Genomic DNA, 17,057 nt, shown 5'->3' with positions numbered 1-17,057 from the left:
CCAACAGTAAGGAGCGACGCTGACCTGTATGAGTTCTTCGCCTCCAGGTGATGGAGGGGAAGAACTCAGACGGGGCTCAGCCTGCCACCCCATCGTGAAGGTAGCGGGGAGAGCCGGCTCGGGCTGCGGCGAGCGCCTGCACAAGCCTTCGATGGGCTCGCGGGCGGAGACGCTGCTCGATCTCCTGCTCCGCACAGAACTCGAATGAGTCCAGCTCACCGTCGAGGGGCCGGAGCCCACCTATCTGCCCGGCCGTCAGGACACCTCCGTCGAAGATGAACATCAACGAGTCGTCCCACGGGCCGTGCGGTGGAACCCAGTCGACGCACAGCAACGCGCCGACCGGCGTGTCCAAGCCCAGTTCCTCCTTGAGTTCGCGGCGCGCGGTTTCGACCGGAGCCTCGTTCGCTTCGGACATGCCGCCCGGCAGGTCCCAACCCGGCTTGTACGACGGGTTGACCAGCAGCACCCGTCCCTGAGCGTCACGCAACAGAAGGTCGGCGCCTACCCGTTTGCGTGGCTGGGTCGCGTTCCCCTCGGCGAGGTGTGCCCTCCAGGCATCGGGATCGCGCTCGTACAGCGGTGCTTCTGCATCAGCCATGACTCGACCTCCTCCCCTACACAGCCAACCGCGAGTAGCGGCTCAACCGTTCGCCGACCGCCTCGCTCAGGCACTCCAGAAACCGTGCGACCGCACCGACCGTGCGGTAGGGCATCAGCTGCTCTCGCAGTTGCTGCAACTGCTGTACGACCTGGAAGGAAGCGAGCGACTCGGTCGCGTTGAGAGCTTCCTGGATCACGATGCAAGCCTCGTCGGGGCGGCCTTGGGCGATCATTACCGACGCGAGCAGCAGGTGGCCGAAGGGCCGGCTTCGCGCCTGTTCACGTGACCGCAGAGCGATGATCTGTTCGGCTTGGCGGCGAGCGGCGTCCAGCTCTCCCAAGGCGCGCAGGCACCGGGCCGACTCGTTCGCAAGCGAACCCGTATCGAACTGACTGACCCAGGGCGAGACCTCCTCCACCGGATGACCGCCGAGCGCGCATTCAGCTTGGAGTAATGCTTTTCGCATAGGCCGGGTTCTCCGGTTGCCGCCAGGCCACGTGCCTGCATGGCCATCAAGCGGGCCGTAACCCCGTGACTAGGCGAAGCGTCGTTGAGAGCCGACTGACCCCGCTCCGCCAGTTCGATCGCTTCTGCTGGTCGGCCCAGATGCAGCGCCAGATGGCTCATGCTCGCAAGGATGTGCGCGCAGAGCTGGCGGTCGCCGCCCATCATAGCGAGATCGTACGAACGCCTGAAGTGTTGCCATCTGATCATGGCCTGCGTCATGGGCCATCCAGCCGGCCATCTCACTCAGCGCCCCGGCAGCGGTGAACACGGCCGCACCGTCGCCACCGCGTGTCCCGAAGATCTGCGGCGCGATCGACACCTGCAGATAGGTCGTCACGGTCGTGTACATGTGACCACCGCCGAGCCGCCGATCGGCCGCCCGGAAGGCATGCATCGCCGCCAGATCCGACGTGGGCCAAGGAGCAGCAGAGGCCCCGAACTCGTCGGACGGCCCCACGACCACCGGCGGCGGAGCGGCCGTCAGCCCATCCACCAGCAGGTCGTCGAGTTCGAGGAGCGTCACGCGTAGCTCGCGGGCGAGCCGAGGCCGTACGTATGCCGAAGGGTCTGTCTCGCCGCGCTCCCAACGACCGACCGTGGAACGCTCGACGCCCAGCCGTTCCGCCAGCTGCTCTTGGGTCTGTCCGACCGCGCGCCGTCGTTGCGCGAGGCGGTACCGCTTGAGCGCCATGATCCGGCCTCCTCCGTCGTGGCCGTTCCAGTGATAACGGTCTCCCGCCCATCCCCGCTGGTCAAGCCATCTCATGCGCCATCTCTGCCGCATGGTTGCCGCTTGCGTGCTCTGGTCCATGGCTGGGCAGCCCAGTTGTCTGGTTACCAGAACAACCACCTACGGACACGGACCGTGAGCATCATCGGCTTATCAGGTCCGGTCGCAGTAAGGGCGGAGATGGAGGCGATCGGTATGCCGGGCGAACAGCCCCCGCAGTGGCCGCTGGAGAACTGGATAGAGCTCGCGTGCCTGCCCAGCACCGCGTACTGGGCGCGCAAGCACACCGCCGACTTACTCACGCGATGGGGCCTGAGGGCCTGCACCGACGTCGCCGAACTGCTCGTCTCCGAGCTGGTGACGAACGGGCTGAAGGCATCGGTGGATCTCGACCAACCTGCAAGATCGAGTGCGCTGCCCTGCATCCGGTTGCGGCTGCAGTCCGATCGACAGCGCCTTGTCGTCGCGGTCTGGGACTCCAACCCCGAGGCTCCCGTGATGAAGGACGCCGGGCCCGACGACGAGAGCGGCCGCGGGCTGTTCCTCGTCGGGTGCCTGGCTAAGCAATGGAGCTACTACTTCCCTCCTGGCGGCGGAAAGGTCGTCTGGTGCGAACTCCCAGTTGAGGGAGGTGGCTGATGGGATGAGGCGGGTTCACAGAAGCCATAGGGAGAGCGGGAGACATGGCGCGACCGACCTTCACCATGACCGAACAGGCCGCCTGGCACACCGCGCCGGACGGAATCGTACGGGCCTTCGAGATGCCCAACGGCGGCCAACGGCTGGTAACCGTCCGCCAGCACGGGCCCGAGTTGCAGCCGCTCAGCCCGGCCGAGGACGGACTGAAGCTCGACGTCGTCCTGCCGTTCGATGTCCCCGCCCTCGGCGGCGCCCTGGCCGGGCTCGGCCCGGTCGCCCGCTTCCGCAACCCGAATCTCTGGGACGCGATCGGCACCGCGATCATCCGCCAGGTGATCCGGGCCGCGCAGGCCACGAAGCTGTACCGCGCGTTCTGCGCCGCGTACGGTCGGCTTCCCGACCGAGACCCGGCATGAGCTGGCCGCGACCGTTCGCCATGTCCGGCGGTTATGGGACGTCACCGACCGGCTGCCCGGCCGGTTCCGTGCCAGTGTCTTCGAATTCCGCCCGTACCCGGGTACGCCGAATGGCACCGGCTCATGGCCACCGGAGGCTACGACGCGGCCGAGTTGCTCGACTACTCTGCCGTGGACCTCACGGACGGTCGCCTGGACGAGGCGATGCGGGGACGGGACGAGTTCAACTTCTCCGTCAACCTCCAGTTCGGGGAGGCGACCGTCGAGGAAGTACGGCGAGCGTTGATCGATCTGTCCCGTGAACAGCACGCCCGATCACGCGCGACATGAGTGGTCTGTTCGTCACGCTCGACGGGCCGAGCGGAGTCGGGAAGAGTGCCATGAGATGCCGCCAGATGAACAGTGATCACGTTAGATCCCACAGTCACATGACGGTCGGATGATCAGGGCACTGATCATCCTCGTGGTGATCAGTGCTCTGGCTCAAGACCAGGTGTCCAGGCCTGCGAACCAGCGCAGCTTGTCGACCCGACCGTCCAGGAGCGGATCCGCGAAGGCGACGACCAGATCGAGGACGGCGCCGAACCTCTTGGGGTATCCGCCGGCAGCTCGCCCTTGACGTCGGAGCCAGGCCCTGTAGGACGCCTGGCGGCGTTCGGCCAGGCCACCGATAAGCGGGCTGAGCCGTTGCAGAGGGATCCCCCGATGGGCCGTTGTCGCGGCGAGTGCGGCCGTCACCTCACGGCCGTCCAGATCGTTGAGCGTCAGCAGCCGGTAGAGATCTGCGTAGTCCCGGTCGCGGGTGTTCAGTCCGCCCAGGGCGACGGCTGTGGAGAGCTTTTCTGCGATCACTGTGGCGATCGGATATCCGAGCAGCTGGAAGCTCTCCTCCACGAGTTGCTGCTGGTAGTCGATCAGGACCGGGTCGGGCGTGACCGGATCACCGAAGCTCACATCCAACTGGAGCTTCAGCCTGGCCCTGGCGATAGTGGCCACCATGGAAAGCCGCAGCCCGTGGTACTCCTCGTCCTCACGAATCGGCACGGTCCTGAGCGTCCCCGCATCGAAGATCACACCGTCGTCGACCTCAGTGGCGGCGATTCCGGCGATCCTGCTGATGATCTCGGGCTCCTCACCAGAGAGCGAGCGGCCGAGGATGTCGATGTCGCGGGTCATCCGGCGAGCGCCGAACTGCGCCAGCAGCAATCCGCCCTTCAGCACGAAATGGCGGCCTCCCGAGGGCGAGATCGACATTCGGTACAGGAAACGTTCGAGGACGTAATCGACCATGACCTCATCGGTCAACCGGCCGGTTCGACGCGCCAGGTTCCGTAAGTCGTTGTAGACGCGGCCGGCGGTCGTGTCCCGGGAGGGATTGGGCATCAGGCGAGCACCGCTTCCACGGCAGGACGGATGATGGACAGACCCCCGAGCACCTCGGCGATCTGCTGAAGTTCAGCCACACGACCACGCCCGCCCCCGCGGACGTAGCGCCCGAGAGCGGAGAGCGCGAGGGATTCGCCGATCCGTTTCCGATGACGCATCGCATCGACCACGCTGCGAGCCGCGCCGTACACCGGGACCACCTCGCCTGGCGCCGCCTCGAACTCCTCCACTCCAAACCGGAAGGTCTCAGCTGCGTACTGAGCGACCACAACAGGCGGATAGGAGATCGACGGCCGATGAGCACCCCGAGGCACCGCGATATGTACGACGGACGGGATGTCATCGATCAGCTCGTGCAAGGCCAGTGCGGATTCTCCGCACACCACCGCTTGCGGAGCCCGTTTGGCCACCGCGATGAGGTCCAGGTACGCACTCTCAGGAGCAGACGCCGACCGGTAGACACCCCGTGAGAGCTCATGGACCTCACCCGCCGCGAGCAGACGAGTGAGGTCACGCGACGAAACACCCGCCCTCAGCGCCTCCGCCGAGGTGAAGGTCGGACGGAGCAGGCCCAGGCGAGACACCGGCTCAGGAGACTCGGACGCTCGCATGTATTAAATCCTACCCCTCCACGTCGTCAGGGGGTAGGAATCCATACATGGCTCAGACCTCCAGAGCATCACAAAGACATCATGGAGAGCCAGCGCCCGACTGCCTGCGAAGGCTTGCACGAGCCTCCCGCTAGGTGCACCGCCGGACGTGCCGCGTGGCCACCGCCGACCTTCTATGTCAGCTCGGCGTCACGAGTGACAGCCCGGACGACCCCAAACCAGTGCCATGCGATGCCACCGGATGAACAGTGATCACGTCAGATCCCACGGGCACATGACGGTCAGATGATCAGAGCCCTGATCACCTTCGTGGTGATCAGGGCTCTGACCTGAGGCTTAACGTCGGGGTGGCGGGATTCGAACCCACGGCCTCGTGCACCCAAAGCACGCGCGCTACCAAGCTGCGCCACACCCCGCATACCGCTTCGCAAAGGACCCCCGGAAACCGGTACGCTACGCGAGTGGCACTGGGCAAGTGTAGGGGAAACCCGCACCGGCTCGGGGCATGCGGGCGTAGCTCAATGGTAGAGCCCCAGTCTTCCAAACTGGCTACGCGGGTTCGATTCCCGTCGCCCGCTCCAGCGTTTTACCAGGCCAGAGACATCATCGCGTTCGAGCAAGATCACTCCAGTGATCGTTCGTCACCCGTTCGCCACTGGGATCACGGTGCTTCACGTACCACTAACGATCACGTCAGTGGCCTGCACAGCGGATTGGACATCTCCTCGGCCAAGGCCGCGCCCGTACACCCACGGCCTGCCGAACAGATCCGCAACAGCATCACCGGCTAGGCCCGCGCGCCGGGGACGGCCCGTGCCCCGGACGCCGATCGGCCGCGCAGAGGGTGCCGGATTCCTGGTAGCCGCCCGTAGGCCGCTGGCAGCGGTACGGCCCGCGGCGGCCTGTGCGTGGCGTTGCCCGGCTCTGCCGGATTTCGGCGACCGCTTCGATCAGGAGTCCCAGGGTGATGATCAGCGACATGATCTCGACCGTGGGTCAGGCCGGCCCTTCCGCCCGATACAGGTGAAGGCCACGGATCGCACGACGGCCCTTAACGCGTCCCCGTACCCGGTGCGGGCCGGTTGCCGCCTGTAGGGTTCGCGGGCGGCCCGGCCGAAAGGGGCGCACCACCGAGAATCTCGACGAACCGGATGTCGTCGTCGACCACGTCCAGCACGATCATCGCCTTCTCCTGCAGGAGAGACACACAGCGATGACCGGGGCCGTAGGCGCCTTCCGGGCGCGGAGCCGTGTAGAAGCTCTGGCAGGAGTCCTCATCACACGAGCACCACTCCCGAAATCGCAGAAACGGCACCCACGAGGCGAGCTCGTCCTCACCCTCCGCCCGAAGCAGGCCGACGAGTTCGCCGACCAACGTGGGAAACAGCTCTCCTAGTCTCTGCGGCTCTTGATCCATCGGAGCACCGTAGACCGGAACGACCAGCTCAGGCGATGCCCTATTCAGCCTTTGCCATCAAGGAGGCAGAAGCACTGGTCACGGCGACAGCGAAGTCGGTTCTTGTTCAAGAGCGGCGATCGTGTCCCGCAGAATCTCGACGAACTCCCCGGTGTCGATCGCGACCACGAAAACGGTTCCGACGTGCTCGGGGTGCAGGCGCAGGTGTCTCTCCCGCCAGAACTGCAGCGTGATGGTCAGATGGTCCCCGTCGCGGAAGAGATGTGCGGCCACGTTGTCGGTCGTGGGGCCCCAGTGCAGGAACCACCACTGTTCGCCTAGTCCCTCATCGTCGGCGCGCAGCCGCTGGTGGGTGGCCGCGAAGGACAGTCCGGGGAAAGGCGCCGGTGAGCCTCCACCTGCGGCCAGCCACGCACAATCGGTCTGCACAGTGCGTCGGAACTGGTTGACGTAGGCCCAGTTGTCGTCGCAGGTCAACCATTGGCTGGCCGCCCACAGGTCCACCCGGCACAGACCGCCGCGCCAGTTGCCGATCTCCACGGCGAACCGGTTCTTATCGCCCAGGCGCACCGTCACCCGGAGAGTCTGCCAGACCCGTTGGCGCTGATCGTCAGCGAGTACGGCACGAACGCGCTCTGGCACAGCGGCAGCGGCGCTTGAAGTTCGACCGGCGCGAACTGGCCGCACTGTTCGGCACCATCAAGGCCGACGAACGTACCTGATCGTGAAGATGCCGTACCGGTCTGCTGGCGCTGAACCGTAATGGGCTCGATAGGTAGATCGAGCTTATAGAGCGGTGACAGAGCACCCGGACCGCGATCTTCTGCCGAGTCGCCGTCACGGCCTGCTACTCCTCCAGCCCGATCTCGGCGGCATGGCCTGGTGAGAGCACAACAGGGCCGGTCCATTCACGAACGACGGCTACGACCTGGGAACGGTCGGGCCGGGCGGGAAGGATGCTGATGCGCCGGGCCCATTTGGCCAGCAACCCCTCGGTCGTGGTGAGGCAGGTGGTGACGAGAGTATGGGGTTGGTGCTCGTCACAGAAGCGACACTCGAGGGGGTGAGCGAGACTTGAAGCGTCAATTATCGTCAGCGGGCAAGCTCTCCAGCAGATCACTGATGACCTCGTTGACATTCATGACACTTCGTCGCGGCACCACACGCCACCGGTCCGGTCCAGTTCAGGCATGCAACGAAGCTCATGAGCAGTCCCGCAGGCATAATATGGCGAGGCTTCGGATCGGGCCCGGTTTCCCCGTCAGGCGTTGGCGGAAGGAAAGCGGCGGGTACGGAGGAGCGTGATGCGGAGGACACCGCAGGAGAAGAAGCGACTGAGCTACGCCAGGGATCGGCGCAACGATTACGGCGAGAACGACAAGAGCTCGCGCAAGAACATCCCGCGTAGCCGGGCGCTGATGCATCGTGCCAATCGGCACCGCACGCGCCAGGTGCTCGGTGATGCCAAGGGTGCGCCTGACGCGGCCGTCGAGGATGGCGTTGAACAGCGGCTGTTGAACAGGCGGCCGAAGAAGTGGCGGAAGTGGCGTGACTCACCGCTGAGCGAGATCGTTGAGTACAAGCTGCGGCGGCGGATCCGATTGGGCATAGACGCCCCTGAAAAGGCGGAGAAGCGGATCTGGCGGGTTCGTCAGCAACGCAGGTAGGTGGGCAGGTCGTCGGAGGTCCGCCACGGCTCGGTGCCGTCGGACAGCAGTCCACCGGCGTGCGGTACTTCACCGCGATTCGGGTCACCTCCAGCGTGCAGCGTTGCAGTATGAGCCCCACGAGGCTATGGCTCTGGGAAACGGATAGCCCACCTCGGCAGGTTCCCTGCGACCAGGGCGATTGCTAGCTCTGAAAAGCGGACAGTCACCGGCTGAGGCGCAGGGCGATCGCCGTGGGTGGCCGAGCTCTGCCCGGGTTGGGGGCTCTCGCTTCCGTTCCTCGGGCCGTGGCCGGCCCTGCGGTACGGGTCGGGGTTGCCCTCGAATTACGGGGTACTGCTGCAGGTTAGAGCCACTGCACTACAGCACTGAAGTACAGCAACACCACCGCACAACGCCTGCCCTCACCGCACCCCAACGCACACCCCGACCAGCCCCGGGAGCGCCCGACCTTGTGGCTGCCTATAGTTCGGGACGAAGAGGTATGGGGAGATGGCGTGGGGGCGTCCTCCTTTATGGAAGAAATCGCGGATCGACGGCCGAATGCTGAGGTGTCACCCGCGTGGGGTCGGTGACCGCCTCTCCGCGAGCTGGGTGAGGATGGCGAGAGTTGTAGCGATGGCGGGCTGCGACTCTGTGCCCGCGCGGACCATGGCTTCTATGATGCGTCCCTGGTCGGGCAGGGGCAGGATGGCCGTGCCGATGGGCGGGTCGTCGCAGAGCAGGCCGGGCAGGATGGTTGCGGCCTGGCCGGTCGCGACGAGTGACAGGGCCGAGCGAAGATCGCCGCAGCTGTGGTCGATGCGCGCGGTGAACCCTGCATTGCAGCAGGCGTGCAGGAGTATTTCGCGGCAGCTGCTCGGTTCCGGGGCGGAGATCCAGGCAGGATCGCGCAGGACTCCCAGCCCTTCGCGGCCGACCGCCTCCCGCCACCGTTCTGGAACGGCGAGCATGAGCGGGTCGTGAAAGAGTCCGATGACGGTGGTTCCGCTCGGCGGCGGGGTACCGAGCAGGTGATAGCGGTAGGACACCGTCAGGTCCAGGCTGTGCTGCTTCAGCATGAGGACGGCGTCCTCCGGTTCGGCTTGCATGATCCGGGGCCGCAGGAGGGGATGGAGCGCGGCCAGCTCCGCGACGAGGGGGGCGGCCGAGGCGTTCAGGGCGCTGGGTCTTCTGACCAGGCCCATTCCTCCAGCGGCACTGTCGCTCATCCTGTCAGTCGTCGGTGCACTCATGTTCGCCGTACCGACCGCCATTGAGTTCGACCGGGACATGATCACCCATATCTCCTGGCAGGCGTGGGCGCTGATGATCTATACCGGGGTGGCCGTCAACGGCGTGGCCGTCGTCCTTATGTACGACAGCCTGGGCACCGTCGATACCGCGGTCGCGGCTGCCTTCACAGCCCTCACACCAGTAAGCGGCGCGATCCTCTCCGTCGTGTTCCTCGGCGAGAGACTCCATCCCTATCACTTGACGGGGATGGGGCTCGTGGTCATTGGTGTCTTCGTCGTCGCCAGGGAGTCGGACGGCTCGGATGACAGCGAAAAGCGCGTCCCGGGCCGCCGAAGGGATGGCCGGCAGGCGCTACCGGGCACAGATGACCACGCAGGCCGTCCAGACGCGGGGACGCCGGTCAGGCACGTACGTCTTGGGTACGCCCGCGCCTCGACCGCACGGGAGTCACTGGACGTGCAGACCGCTCTCGATGTCGGTCTCGACGAGCAGTTGGGCCTCGGCATCAGGCAGTGCTTCGTAGATGAGGCCGAACTGCTCGGCGGTCAGGCTCTTACGCGCTTCCCAAAACGGGTCGGTCTCCACTCCCCTGCTGGGACGGATGACGATCACGGGCGGTGGTGTCGGATCGGGGCGGAGGCGTTCGTAGTACGGGTGAGTGGTCGCCCGCGAGGGGCGTCCCCGAATCAGGAGATGATGCGAGATGCAGTATCTGGTTTCCGTGATCGCCGGCTCGACCGACCTCGCCACCCCGGACGAGCAGGCTGCGATCGAGGTGTTCAACGACCGGCTCCAGGCCGAGGGTCACTGGGTCTTCGCCGGCGGCCTCGGCGCGCCCAGCACGGCCACGGTGATCGACAACCGCGGCGCGGAGGCGTTGTTCACCGACGGGCCCTTCGTGGAGTCGAAGGAGTTCCTCATCGGCTTCTGGATCCTCGAGGCTCCCGACCTCGACGTGGCTCTCAAGCTGGCGGCCGACGGGTCGAAGGCCTGCAACCGGAAGGTCGAGGTGCGGCCGTTCCTATGAGCGTGATCGACGTCCGGGAGGCGATCACCCGGGCCCACCGCGAGGAGTGGGCCCGGGTGGTCGCCGCCCTGACCAGACGGTTCGGTGACCTCGACATCGCCGAGGACGCGGCCGCCGAGGCGTACGCGACCGAATCCGACGCGAGAACAAGCGAGGCCAAGCACCCGCGCCGACCTACTACGCCGGCTCGGCCACAGCCAGCAGTCACGCGCCGCCTACGACATAGCCATCGAACTGGCCGGCAACACCGCCGAGACCGCCTGCCTGACCCGCCGCCGCGACCGGCTGGGGTAGCGCCCTTCTGGCGTGAACTGCATCGGGCACTCGGCCGGCCGGACCACGCGTACGACGTCCAGGAGCCGGGGTCAGCGGCGGCGCAGGCGCTTGTCCTCGATGGCCCGTGGTACGGCGACGTAATTGTCGGCCGGGTTGAGCTCCGTACCCGGAGGGACGATCTCGTCGATGCGGTCGAGGAGGTCCTCGCTGAGCCGCACATCCGCGCCGGCCAGGAGATCCTCCAGCTGTTCGGGCTTCCGGGGGCCGATGAGAACGGACGTCACGGCCGGGTGTGACCGGACGAACGCGGTCGCCAGGTGGGTCAGCGGCATGCCCGCCTCGTCGGCGAGGGCGGTGAGCCGCCCGAGCGCCTCCAGTTTCGCCTGGTTGCTCGGGACCGTGAGGTCGAAGCCCCGCGCCGCGGTCGCCACGCGGTGCCCCTTCGTCGGGTCCGCCCGGCCGGACAACCAGCCGCTGCTCAGCGGCCCGTAGGTCAGGACGCCCATGCCGTAGCGCTGCGCGAGGGGCAGCACCGCGGCCTCGATCGTCCTCGTGAAGATGGAGTACCGCGGCTGCTCCGTGCGGAAGCGGTGGTGGCCGCGACGCTCCGCGGTCCACTGCGCCTCCACGATCAGCTCGGGCGGGAAGGTGGACGAGCCGATGGCGCGTACCTTGCCCGCCCGGACGAGGTCGGACAGCGCCGACAAGGTCTCGTCGAGGTCGGTGTCCGGATCCGGGCGATGCATCTGGTAGAGGTCGATGTGGTCGGTGCCCAGCCGCCGCAGGCTGTCCTCGACCGCCCTGGCGATCCAGCGCGGCGAGCCTCCCCACTGGTTCGCGTCCGGCCCCATCGGGAGGGCGAACTTCGTCGCCAGTACGACATCGTCGCGACGCCCCTTGAGCGCCTTGCCGACGATCTCCTCGGACTCGCCCGCGGAGTAGACGTCGGCCGTGTCGATGAAGTTGACGCCGGCGTCCAGCGCCGTGTGGATCATACGGATCGACTCGTCATGGTCGGTGTTGCCCATGGCCCCGAACATCATCGCCCCGAGCGCGAGCTCACTGACCGACATGCCCGTCCCACCGAGAATTCTGCGGTTCATCTCTCCCCCTTCGGCCGTGCTGAAGCCCCTCCACGCACGGCGAACGCTATAGTGGAGGAGGCCTCCACATTAGCGGAGGGCCCCTCCGCTTGCAAACGGCGGTACCGGGAATGGAGCGTTGACGTGGGAGTGGCGGACCTCCTGGCCGAACGGCGGCCGCACCGTGCCGACGCACGGCGCAACTTCGACGCGCTGCTCGCCGCGGCCCGGAGCGCGTTCACCGAGCTGGGAACGGACGCCTCACTCGAAGAGATCGCCCGGCGAGCAGGCGTCGGCATCGGGACCCTCTACCGGAACTTCCCGACTCGTGAGGACCTGATCGAGAGCGTTTACGTGGCGGAGGTCGACGCGCTGTGCCGGTTCGGCGACGAGCAGGCCGACGCCGATCCGTGGGAGGCGCTGGTCGCCTGGCTACGCCAATTCATGATCTACATGGGCACGAAACAGGCCCTGCTGGATGGCCTCAACCGCGACTCCAGCGCCTTCCGCGCCTGCCGTGACGCGCTCTACGAGTCCGGCGAACCGCTGCTCGCCCGCGCCCAGGAGGCCGGCGCGGCGCGAGGCGACACCGACATCGACGCCGTCATGCGGTTCATCATCGGCGTCACCGCCGTCGAGTTCACCGGCGAGGACCAGCGGGAGCTCATCTTCACCATGGCCCTGGCCGGGATCCACACCTGACCCGCGGCGCGGTGCTCAGCGCAGGCCGGACGACTCGTGCTCCCGGCGGGCCTCGAGGAGTGCGGGGAGATGCTCCCTGCTCCAGGCGCGCGCGGCCTCGATCAGGGTCAGCAGGCTGCGGCCCAGCGCCGTCAGCTCGTACTCGACCCGGGGCGGGTTCTCGTCGTAGGCCGTACGGGTCACCAGGCCGTCGCGTTCCATCGCCCGCAGCGTCTGTGTGAGCACCTTCGGGGTGATGCCGCGCAGCGGGCCCCTGAGCTCGGTGAACCGCCGGCGGCCGCCGTCGAGACAGAGCACGACCATCCCGGTCCACTTGTCACCGATTTGGAACGGCAGGGCGCTGGACGGGCACATGGGATCGAACATCTCGGGGTCCAGGGACTCGGCCATGCTTGCCAGGCTAGCCCAGTATCTTTGAGGTAATCGGTATCTCGTGGATACCGTCTCGTCCGGCGGCGCACGCGGCAGCGAACACACAGCCGGATGGGAGCGAGATGAAGAGCATCGTCATCTTCGGAGCGGGTGGCCGGGCGGGACGGGCGGTGACGGCCGAGGCGCGCGACCGCGGACACCACGTCACCGCCGTGCTCCGCGATCCGGGCAGGCACCGTGACATCGAGGCGGCAGGCGTCTCGGTCGTACGAGGCGACGTCACGGACGCGCGGGCGATCGGGGCGGTCGTGCGGGGCCACGATGCCGCGGTCCACGCGGTGACCCCGTTCAACGGCCCGGAGCAGGGCTTCGCCGGGCTCGACCCGCAGTTCTTCGTCAAGGCCGCCGACGCTCTGCTGCACGGCCTGACCGCGGCCGGTGTGCCCCGGCTGCTGCTGATCGGCCTGTTCGCGAACCTCACGGACGCCCACGGCCGCCCGCTGATGGACGATCCCTCGGTCTTCCCGCCCGAGATCAGGCCGTTCGCCGCCGCGCACACCGCCGGCCTGGAGCGGCTCCGGGAGCGGGACACGGTGATCGACTGGCTCATGCTCACCCCGCCCGCGCTGCTGGACCAGGCCGGGCCGCGGACGGGCCGGTACCGGATCGGCGGAGAGACCGCGCCGCCGGCCTCGGCGCACCTGTCCTACGCCGACCTGGCGGTCGCGGTCGTCGACGAGATCGAGACGCCCCGGCACCACGGCACCCGCGTCTCCGTCTTCAACCGAGCCGTCACCGATTCCTGAGCAGCAGTCCGCGTACCGCCTTCTCCACCGTGCCCTGGGTGGCGAGCTCTCCGACGTGCGTGTCGGCGCCGAGCTCGCCGAGCACCCGGCCGATGGTGACGTCCTTCTCGTAGAGCTCGATGATCCGCGGGTCGATGTAGGAGGCACGGGCGACCGCCGGGGTGTTGCCCAGGTAGTCGGCGACCTCGGAGACCACCCGCGCGACCGCCCGGCGGCGGGCCGCCTCCGAGCCGGGGTTTCCGGCCTGGACGGAGACGGCGAGTCCCACGGCGGCCAGCACGGTCGCGTGCCAGGTACGGAAGTCCTTGGCGGTGAAGTCTCCGCCGGAGATCTCCCGGAGGTAGTCGTTGATGTCGGCGGTCCGTACGTCGTGCCAGCCCGTGCCGTTCCGGTAGGCGAGCAGCTCGGGGCTCTGGTCCTTGCGCCGCTTGAGCCCGCTGACGACCTTGCGGACCGGCTCCTCGGCGATCGCCTGGACCCGCTGCTTGGCGCTCTTGGCGACGTAGTCGAAACGCACCTCGCCCGCCGAGCACCGTACGTGCTCGCGGAGCACGGTGGCGAGCCCGTACGTGCCGTTCTCGGCCGCGTACTCCTCCCCGCCGGCCCGGAAGAGCCCGAGGTCGAGCAGCCGTACGGCGGCGGCGAGCACACGCTCCCGCGGGAACCCCCGGACCTCGAGGTGATCGGCGACCGTGTCCCGGATCCGCGGCAGGGCTGCGGCGAAGTCGAGTATCCGGTCGAACTTCTCCTGGTCCCGCTGCTCGCGCCAGTCGTCGTGGTAGCGGTACTGCCGGCGCCCGGCGGCGTCGACCCCGACGGCCTGGAGGTGACCGTCCGGGGACTCGCAGATCCACACGTCCGTCCATGCCGGCGGGATCTTCAGCTCCTTGATGCGGGCGACCTCACCGGCATCGCGCAGTGGCCGGCCGTCCGGCCGCAGGTAGCGGAACCCCCGGCCCCAGCGCGTCCTGCGGATACCGGGCTCTTCCGGATCACTGCGTCGCAGCTCACGCTCCATGTTCGTCCCTCGCGAATCCCCGGCGAGAAACCTCGCCACGGATCTTCATGCTCAGCGGCTCCCCGGACCTACCGGCCGCGGTGAAGGCCGACTACCCGGCCCGGGCCCCTCCAACCACGGCCTCGCGACGGCGGCGCCCGCCCGTGGCGGGGAACACCGATCCTCGGGAGCGGCCAGGGGGATGAGTCCGGCTTACGGGGGAAGGGACCAGGAACTTCCACATCCCGTATCAGACCAGGAGAGGCAGCCATGGAGTCGATCGCGAACGCTCTGGAAGACGAGAAGAGGGCGTACGCGCACGGTGCGAACCGGCCGCTGGGTCCCTATCTGGGCACGCTCGGAGCCTATGCCGGAGCGGTCGGCGGCCTGATGCTGGCGGCCAAGTTGCTGGGACGGCGCCCTCCCACGGTCAAACTGGGCGATCTCGCGCTGATGACCGTCGCGACGCACAAGATCTCACGGACGATCACCAAGGATCCGGTGATGAGCCCCCTGCGGGCGCCGTTCACCCGCTACAAGGGGACCTCCGGTCCGGCCGAGCTGGCCGAGGAGCCGCGGACCGAGGAGGGCAAGACCAAGCACGCCCTCGGGGAACTGGTGGTGTGCCCGTTCTGCACCGCCCAGTGGGTGGCCACGGCCTACGTGGCCGGGCTGACGTTCGCGCCGCAGCTGACCCGGCTGGCCGGGGCGACGATGACCGCGGTGGCGGGCTCGGACTGGCTGCAGCTCGCCTACGCGCGGCTCCAGCAGGCGGCGGAGGGCTAGGACGGCCGCCAGGTCCGCCGGGCGGCGGCCCGTCCGGATGCCGTGGCCGAGCCGGCCGGGCCGTGACGGGGAGGTCGAACGCAGGCCACCGGAAGGGGTATCCGCCGACAAAGACCCCGCATCGAACGATTCAAGTTCGTCCGCATAAGGGTGTCTTCGCAGGCACACAAGGGCAGCCCCGGAGAGGAAAAGGATTTCCGAGGAGAGGGATCACCATGGCCGGAGTCACCTCGCGGAAAAAGCCCGTTACGTCCGGTTGGCTGGCATTCGCCGGAATTCTCGGTATCACCGTGGGCGCGTTCAATGTGATCGACGGATTGGCCGCCCTGCTCAACAAGCGCTACTACCTCGTCGCCGACGACCGGCTCCTGATCTTCAACTTCACCGCCTGGGGCTGGCTCCTGCTCATCCTCGGCATTCTCCAGATCGCCGCGGGTATCGGCATTCTCGTCGGGCAGCACTGGGCCCGGGAGCTCGGAATCGTGCTGGCGTTCCTGGCGGCGCTGTTCCAGCTGTTCTTCCTCGCGGCATTCCCGCTGTGGTCGGTCCTGGTCATCGCGCTGTGCGTGGTCGTCATCTACGCGCTGACCGCCCCGCCCTCGGACGCGGTCGGAATCTGACCGGCCACCCGGGGCACCCGGCATTCGGGGAGGCGATATCCGGCCGGTTGGAGCGTCGCCTTTCGAAAAGACATTCGGATCATGTACCGTCGGGATCGCCCCCGACGCTCCGAGTGCGTACCCCGAGGCCCACGGTGTCGACTCTGCTCAGCCCCGACGACGTACGGTCGCGTGTCCTGCGCCGCTGGGACCTGACCGCGCCCGAGGAGCACGGCACCCCTTCCGCCGGGCTCACCCGGCTGGAGACCGCCGACGGCCCGCTGGCGCTGCGCGAGCTTCCGGACCTCGGCCGCGCGCAGCTGCTCTTCCAGCACCGGGTGGCGCGGACGCTCGCCGCGGCCGGTCTGCCGGTGCCGGAGCCCATCCCGGCCGCCAACGGCCGCACCCTGGTCACCGCGAACGGCCGGCGGTACGCGCTCTACCGCTGGGTCGACGGGCGCCACCGCGACGGCCTGGACCTCTCGCTGCCCACCTGCCGGGAGCTCGGTGCCCTGCTCGGACGGGTGCATCGCGAGCTCGACCGGATGACGCCGCCGGTGCAGCAGGCCATGCTGATCCCCACTCCCCGCGCCCGGGACGCCATCGCCACCGTCGACCGGCTGCTGGCCGGGCTGCCCGAGCCGCGCGACGACTTCGACGCGCTGGCCGAACGCCACCTGCACGAACGGCGGGAGCTGCTGGGTGACCTGGCCGACCACCAGCCTCCCGAGATGGAGGCGGTCACGGTGGGCTATGTGCACGGTGACTTCCACACCGGCAATCTGCTGTTCGGCAGGCTCGGGGTCGTCGCGATCCTCGGCTGGGACCAGGTAAAAATCGCGCCGTTCGCCGCCGAGCTGGTGCGGGCCGCGACGTCGCTGTTCGGGTACGGAGACGAACGCGGCCTCGACCTCGAACGGGTGACGGCCTTCGTGCGCGGCCACGCGGCGGTCTTCGCGCTGGACGCCGCCGCGATCCAGTCCGCGGCACATCGCCTCTGGTGGGAACGGCTCTGCGACGTCTCGGTGTTCGAGCGGCGCCACCTCGACCGCGGCCCGGCCGCGGCAGCGTTCGTGCAGTGGTGGACCACCGAGCTGGAGAACACCCTGGAGGCGTTCGCCGCCGCCTACGCCCCGGCCCGCACGGCGGAGCCGGGCGACGAGATCCTCGAGGTGTCGTGACGCCCCGGCCGGTGGG

At 67.9% G+C, this 17,057-nt stretch carries 22 protein-coding genes, 2 tRNA genes and 1 pseudogene; 12 read left to right on the top strand and 13 right to left on the bottom strand.

Annotated elements, in window-relative coordinates:
* Positions 1 to 76 precede the first annotated feature (76 nt).
* The 3 genes from ACRYCC_RS41110 to ACRYCC_RS41100 all read right to left on the bottom strand — a co-directional run bounded on the left by ACRYCC_RS41110 (position 77) and on the right by ACRYCC_RS41100 (position 1,802).
* Entirely contained in the window at positions 77 to 601 is a 525-nt protein-coding gene (locus ACRYCC_RS41110; protein ID WP_433819523.1) for an NUDIX domain-containing protein, read from the bottom strand.
* 16 nt (positions 602 to 617) lie between these two features.
* Positions 618 to 1,070, bottom strand: coding sequence for an NsdA family TPR-like regulatory protein (locus ACRYCC_RS41105; RefSeq protein ID WP_433819522.1), 453 nt, complete (start codon positions 1,068 to 1,070; stop codon positions 618 to 620).
* Between the two features lie 69 nt (positions 1,071 to 1,139).
* Positions 1,140 to 1,802 carry a helix-turn-helix transcriptional regulator gene (locus ACRYCC_RS41100; protein WP_433819521.1) on the bottom strand — a complete coding sequence of 221 codons (663 nt, stop codon included), beginning with the start codon at positions 1,800 to 1,802 and terminating at the stop codon, positions 1,140 to 1,142.
* 174 nt (positions 1,803 to 1,976) lie between these two features.
* Between ACRYCC_RS41100 and ACRYCC_RS41095 the strand changes: the two genes are divergently transcribed.
* The 3 genes from ACRYCC_RS41095 (at position 1,977) to ACRYCC_RS41085 (ending at position 3,226) form a co-directional block, all read left to right on the top strand.
* The gene (locus tag ACRYCC_RS41095; protein WP_433819520.1) at positions 1,977 to 2,480 is read left to right on the top strand and encodes an ATP-binding protein; all 504 of its coding nucleotides are present in this window, start codon (positions 1,977 to 1,979) and stop codon (positions 2,478 to 2,480) included.
* A 44-nt stretch (positions 2,481 to 2,524) separates the two neighbouring features.
* Entirely contained in the window at positions 2,525 to 2,896 is a 372-nt protein-coding gene (locus tag ACRYCC_RS41090; RefSeq protein WP_433819519.1) for a hypothetical protein, read from the top strand.
* A gap of 123 nt (positions 2,897 to 3,019) precedes the next feature.
* Positions 3,020 to 3,226 (top strand): hypothetical protein, encoded by a 207-nt coding sequence (locus tag ACRYCC_RS41085; protein WP_433819518.1) that lies wholly within the window; start codon positions 3,020 to 3,022, stop codon positions 3,224 to 3,226.
* A gap of 153 nt (positions 3,227 to 3,379) precedes the next feature.
* Here ACRYCC_RS41085 and ACRYCC_RS41080 read toward each other — a convergent pair whose 3' ends face one another.
* The 3 genes from ACRYCC_RS41080 to ACRYCC_RS41070 all read right to left on the bottom strand — a co-directional run bounded on the left by ACRYCC_RS41080 (position 3,380) and on the right by ACRYCC_RS41070 (position 5,309).
* A complete protein-coding gene (locus ACRYCC_RS41080) occupies positions 3,380 to 4,279 on the bottom strand; it encodes a nucleotidyl transferase AbiEii/AbiGii toxin family protein (protein ID WP_433819517.1) in 900 nt (299 codons plus the stop codon).
* Positions 4,279 to 4,893, bottom strand: coding sequence for a type IV toxin-antitoxin system AbiEi family antitoxin domain-containing protein (locus ACRYCC_RS41075; RefSeq protein ID WP_433819516.1), 615 nt, complete (start codon positions 4,891 to 4,893; stop codon positions 4,279 to 4,281). The genes ACRYCC_RS41080 and ACRYCC_RS41075 overlap by 1 nt, the downstream gene beginning before the upstream one ends.
* A gap of 342 nt (positions 4,894 to 5,235) precedes the next feature.
* Positions 5,236 to 5,309 (bottom strand) — tRNA-Pro (locus ACRYCC_RS41070).
* Between the two features lie 91 nt (positions 5,310 to 5,400).
* On the opposite strand from ACRYCC_RS41070, the gene ACRYCC_RS41065 reads away from it, so the two are divergent.
* Positions 5,401 to 5,474, top strand: a tRNA-Gly gene (locus tag ACRYCC_RS41065).
* A 470-nt stretch (positions 5,475 to 5,944) separates the two neighbouring features.
* Here ACRYCC_RS41065 and ACRYCC_RS41060 read toward each other — a convergent pair.
* A complete protein-coding gene (locus ACRYCC_RS41060) occupies positions 5,945 to 6,310 on the bottom strand; it encodes a hypothetical protein (protein ID WP_433819515.1) in 366 nt (121 codons plus the stop codon).
* Positions 6,311 to 6,388: 78 nt separating this feature from the next.
* Positions 6,389 to 6,886, bottom strand: coding sequence for a hypothetical protein (locus tag ACRYCC_RS41055; protein WP_433819514.1), 498 nt, complete (start codon positions 6,884 to 6,886; stop codon positions 6,389 to 6,391).
* A 728-nt stretch (positions 6,887 to 7,614) separates the two neighbouring features.
* Here ACRYCC_RS41055 and ACRYCC_RS41050 point away from each other — a divergent pair.
* Entirely contained in the window at positions 7,615 to 7,977 is a 363-nt protein-coding gene (locus ACRYCC_RS41050; protein ID WP_433819513.1) for a hypothetical protein, read from the top strand.
* Between the two features lie 554 nt (positions 7,978 to 8,531).
* On the opposite strand, the gene ACRYCC_RS41045 is transcribed toward ACRYCC_RS41050, so the two are convergent.
* Positions 8,532 to 9,188 (bottom strand): LysR substrate-binding domain-containing protein, encoded by a 657-nt coding sequence (locus ACRYCC_RS41045; RefSeq protein ID WP_433819512.1) that lies wholly within the window; start codon positions 9,186 to 9,188, stop codon positions 8,532 to 8,534.
* A 22-nt stretch (positions 9,189 to 9,210) separates the two neighbouring features.
* Here ACRYCC_RS41045 and ACRYCC_RS44015 point away from each other — a divergent pair.
* A pseudogene (locus tag ACRYCC_RS44015) lies at positions 9,211 to 9,435 on the top strand (EamA family transporter); the annotation flags it as partial.
* 225 nt (positions 9,436 to 9,660) lie between these two features.
* Here ACRYCC_RS44015 and ACRYCC_RS41035 read toward each other — a convergent pair.
* Complete coding sequence (locus ACRYCC_RS41035; protein ID WP_433819511.1) at positions 9,661 to 9,825, bottom strand: hypothetical protein; 165 nt, start codon at positions 9,823 to 9,825, stop codon at positions 9,661 to 9,663.
* A 91-nt stretch (positions 9,826 to 9,916) separates the two neighbouring features.
* On the opposite strand from ACRYCC_RS41035, the gene ACRYCC_RS41030 reads away from it, so the two are divergent.
* Positions 9,917 to 10,240, top strand: a complete 324-nt coding sequence (locus ACRYCC_RS41030) for a YciI family protein (protein WP_433819510.1) — start codon at positions 9,917 to 9,919, stop codon at positions 10,238 to 10,240.
* A 365-nt stretch (positions 10,241 to 10,605) separates the two neighbouring features.
* Here ACRYCC_RS41030 and ACRYCC_RS41025 read toward each other — a convergent pair whose 3' ends face one another.
* Positions 10,606 to 11,619: an aldo/keto reductase gene (locus ACRYCC_RS41025; protein WP_433819508.1), complete on the bottom strand. Its 1,014-nt coding sequence runs from the start codon at positions 11,617 to 11,619 to the stop codon at positions 10,606 to 10,608.
* A 123-nt stretch (positions 11,620 to 11,742) separates the two neighbouring features.
* On the opposite strand from ACRYCC_RS41025, the gene ACRYCC_RS41020 reads away from it, so the two are divergent.
* Positions 11,743 to 12,300, top strand: a complete 558-nt coding sequence (locus tag ACRYCC_RS41020) for a TetR/AcrR family transcriptional regulator (protein ID WP_433819507.1) — start codon at positions 11,743 to 11,745, stop codon at positions 12,298 to 12,300.
* Between the two features lie 15 nt (positions 12,301 to 12,315).
* Here ACRYCC_RS41020 and ACRYCC_RS41015 read toward each other — a convergent pair whose 3' ends face one another.
* Positions 12,316 to 12,690, bottom strand: coding sequence for a winged helix-turn-helix transcriptional regulator (locus tag ACRYCC_RS41015; protein ID WP_433819505.1), 375 nt, complete (start codon positions 12,688 to 12,690; stop codon positions 12,316 to 12,318).
* A gap of 104 nt (positions 12,691 to 12,794) precedes the next feature.
* Between ACRYCC_RS41015 and ACRYCC_RS41010 the strand changes: the two genes are divergently transcribed.
* Positions 12,795 to 13,478, top strand: a complete 684-nt coding sequence (locus tag ACRYCC_RS41010; RefSeq protein ID WP_433819504.1) for an NAD(P)-dependent oxidoreductase — start codon at positions 12,795 to 12,797, stop codon at positions 13,476 to 13,478.
* On the opposite strand, the gene ACRYCC_RS41005 is transcribed toward ACRYCC_RS41010, so the two are convergent.
* Positions 13,465 to 14,496: a DNA topoisomerase IB gene (locus tag ACRYCC_RS41005; protein ID WP_433819503.1), complete on the bottom strand. Its 1,032-nt coding sequence runs from the start codon at positions 14,494 to 14,496 to the stop codon at positions 13,465 to 13,467. The genes ACRYCC_RS41010 and ACRYCC_RS41005 overlap by 14 nt on opposite strands.
* A gap of 249 nt (positions 14,497 to 14,745) precedes the next feature.
* Between ACRYCC_RS41005 and ACRYCC_RS41000 the strand changes: the two genes are divergently transcribed.
* The 3 genes from ACRYCC_RS41000 to ACRYCC_RS40990 all read left to right on the top strand — a co-directional run bounded on the left by ACRYCC_RS41000 (position 14,746) and on the right by ACRYCC_RS40990 (position 17,041).
* A complete protein-coding gene (locus ACRYCC_RS41000; protein WP_433819502.1) occupies positions 14,746 to 15,261 on the top strand; it encodes a DUF1360 domain-containing protein in 516 nt (171 codons plus the stop codon).
* 215 nt (positions 15,262 to 15,476) lie between these two features.
* Positions 15,477 to 15,881: a DUF7144 family membrane protein gene (locus ACRYCC_RS40995; RefSeq protein ID WP_433819501.1), complete on the top strand. Its 405-nt coding sequence runs from the start codon at positions 15,477 to 15,479 to the stop codon at positions 15,879 to 15,881.
* A 134-nt stretch (positions 15,882 to 16,015) separates the two neighbouring features.
* Positions 16,016 to 17,041, top strand: coding sequence for a phosphotransferase enzyme family protein (locus ACRYCC_RS40990; protein WP_433819500.1), 1,026 nt, complete (start codon positions 16,016 to 16,018; stop codon positions 17,039 to 17,041).
* Positions 17,042 to 17,057: the final 16 nt, after the last annotated feature.

The organism is Actinomadura scrupuli (assembly GCF_050971785.1).
GTDB classification, from domain to species: Bacteria; Actinomycetota; Actinomycetes; order Streptosporangiales; family Streptosporangiaceae; genus Actinomadura_E; species Actinomadura_E scrupuli.
This window is presented reverse-complemented; position numbering and strand designations above follow the sequence as displayed.

Coding starts and splice junctions, on each gene's coding strand:
- ACRYCC_RS41080 (WP_433819517.1), bottom strand. CDS start 4,279: ATGCCCAATCCCTCCCGGGACACGACCGCCGGCCGCGTCTACAACGAC.
- ACRYCC_RS41090 (WP_433819519.1), top strand. CDS start 2,525: ATGGCGCGACCGACCTTCACCATGACCGAACAGGCCGCCTGGCACACC.
- ACRYCC_RS41010 (WP_433819504.1), top strand. CDS start 12,795: ATGAAGAGCATCGTCATCTTCGGAGCGGGTGGCCGGGCGGGACGGGCG.
- ACRYCC_RS41000 (WP_433819502.1), top strand. CDS start 14,746: ATGGAGTCGATCGCGAACGCTCTGGAAGACGAGAAGAGGGCGTACGCG.
- ACRYCC_RS40995 (WP_433819501.1), top strand. CDS start 15,477: ATGGCCGGAGTCACCTCGCGGAAAAAGCCCGTTACGTCCGGTTGGCTG.
- ACRYCC_RS41030 (WP_433819510.1), top strand. CDS start 9,917: ATGCAGTATCTGGTTTCCGTGATCGCCGGCTCGACCGACCTCGCCACC.
- ACRYCC_RS41105 (WP_433819522.1), bottom strand. CDS start 1,070: ATGCGAAAAGCATTACTCCAAGCTGAATGCGCGCTCGGCGGTCATCCG.
- ACRYCC_RS41045 (WP_433819512.1), bottom strand. CDS start 9,188: ATGAGCGACAGTGCCGCTGGAGGAATGGGCCTGGTCAGAAGACCCAGC.
- ACRYCC_RS41100 (WP_433819521.1), bottom strand. CDS start 1,802: ATGGCGCTCAAGCGGTACCGCCTCGCGCAACGACGGCGCGCGGTCGGA.
- ACRYCC_RS41085 (WP_433819518.1), top strand. CDS start 3,020: ATGGCCACCGGAGGCTACGACGCGGCCGAGTTGCTCGACTACTCTGCC.
- ACRYCC_RS41110 (WP_433819523.1), bottom strand. CDS start 601: ATGGCTGATGCAGAAGCACCGCTGTACGAGCGCGATCCCGATGCCTGG.
- ACRYCC_RS41005 (WP_433819503.1), bottom strand. CDS start 14,496: ATGGAGCGTGAGCTGCGACGCAGTGATCCGGAAGAGCCCGGTATCCGC.
- ACRYCC_RS41025 (WP_433819508.1), bottom strand. CDS start 11,619: ATGAACCGCAGAATTCTCGGTGGGACGGGCATGTCGGTCAGTGAGCTC.
- ACRYCC_RS41050 (WP_433819513.1), top strand. CDS start 7,615: ATGCGGAGGACACCGCAGGAGAAGAAGCGACTGAGCTACGCCAGGGAT.
- ACRYCC_RS41060 (WP_433819515.1), bottom strand. CDS start 6,310: ATGGATCAAGAGCCGCAGAGACTAGGAGAGCTGTTTCCCACGTTGGTC.
- ACRYCC_RS41015 (WP_433819505.1), bottom strand. CDS start 12,690: ATGGCCGAGTCCCTGGACCCCGAGATGTTCGATCCCATGTGCCCGTCC.
- ACRYCC_RS41075 (WP_433819516.1), bottom strand. CDS start 4,893: ATGCGAGCGTCCGAGTCTCCTGAGCCGGTGTCTCGCCTGGGCCTGCTC.